Genomic DNA, 1,295 nt, shown 5'->3' with positions numbered 1-1,295 from the left:
TTCTTTGAAATTATTGAAATATAGTCAATTACGTGTTTTCTTGAGATGAAACGGACTTGATTTTGCAACTTTGCAGTCTAATACAAATGGCTGCTATGTTCCAAGACAAATACGTATTCTCTCAATTAACCGCTTTTCTGAACAGGACTCAGTTCAACAACTATGTTCGCAAGTATGATGGCAACCGGTATGTGAAACATTTCACTTGCTGGAATCAGATGCTTGCAATGATGTTTGGGCAACTGAGTAACCGTGAGAGCCTGCGAGACTTAATCGTTGCTTTCGAGGCGCATAGGGGCAAGCAATATCATCTTGGGTTAGGTCGTGAACCGATAGCCAAGACAACTCTTGCCACAGCCAACCAGAACCGCGATTACAGAATCTTCGAAGACTTTGCTTTCTATATGATGAAGGAAGCCTGCGAGAAGCGGACGACCAACATCCTTGACATTTCCGGAAAGAAATATGCGTTTGATTCAACAACGATTCCGTTATGTCTTGCAACATTCCCGTGGGCAAAGTTCCGAAGCAAGAAAGGAGGAGTGAAAGCTCATGTCTTATACGACATTGAAGCACAAGTTCCTGCCTTCTATACTGTAACCACTGCATCAAAGCATGATTCTACAGCGATGTCTTCAATCTATTATGAACCAAATGCTTATTATATATTCGACAGGGCTTATGACTCCTTTAAAGAACTCTATAGGATACATCTTACGGCCTCTTTCTTTGTTGTCAGAGCCAAGACGAATTTAAAGTATAAGACAGTCAAATGGAAGCGAAGAATGCCAAAGAACATAATGACAGATGCGGAAGTGAAACTGACCGGATATCTCTCCGAGAAAAAATATCCGGAGTCATTCAGACTCGTCCGATATTACGATGAAGAAGACGACCGTGAGTTCACTTTTCTGACGAATGCGAAACAACTTTCTGCATTGGAGGTTGCCAATCTTTACAAGAAAAGATGGTTGATCGAGCTGTTCTTCAAATGGCTTAAGCAGCATCTGAAGATAAAGAAATTCTGGGGCACAACAGAGAACGCCGTCCGCATACAAATCAGTGTGGCTATTATCACATACTGTCTTGTGGCTATTGTCCAACATGATATGAAGTTGAAACGTTCAACCTATGAAGTTTTGCAAATTCTCAGCATATCATTGACAGATAAAAACCACTTGCGTGACCTGTTCGACAAGACTAATTTCAATGATGTCAAAGATCTATATAATCCCATTATTCCGGGGCTATTTGATTAATTGTTTAACTCGTCCCATTTTAACGGGACGCTAATG

Annotated in this window: 1 protein-coding gene; it reads left to right on the top strand. The window is 40.8% G+C overall.

Translation table 11 applies throughout. The features are described 5' to 3' along the window. Positions 1-95 precede the first annotated feature (95 nt). A complete protein-coding gene (locus tag B5G16_RS12410) occupies positions 96-1,259 on the top strand; it encodes an IS4 family transposase (protein ID WP_087264361.1) in 1,164 nt (387 codons plus the stop codon). Positions 1,260-1,295: the final 36 nt, after the last annotated feature.

Source organism: Alistipes sp. An66, from assembly GCF_002161445.1.
GTDB classification, from domain to species: domain Bacteria; phylum Bacteroidota; class Bacteroidia; order Bacteroidales; family Rikenellaceae; genus Alistipes; species Alistipes cottocaccae.
Note: the sequence above shows the minus strand (reverse complement) of the source record. Positions and strands in the feature narration are given on the sequence as shown.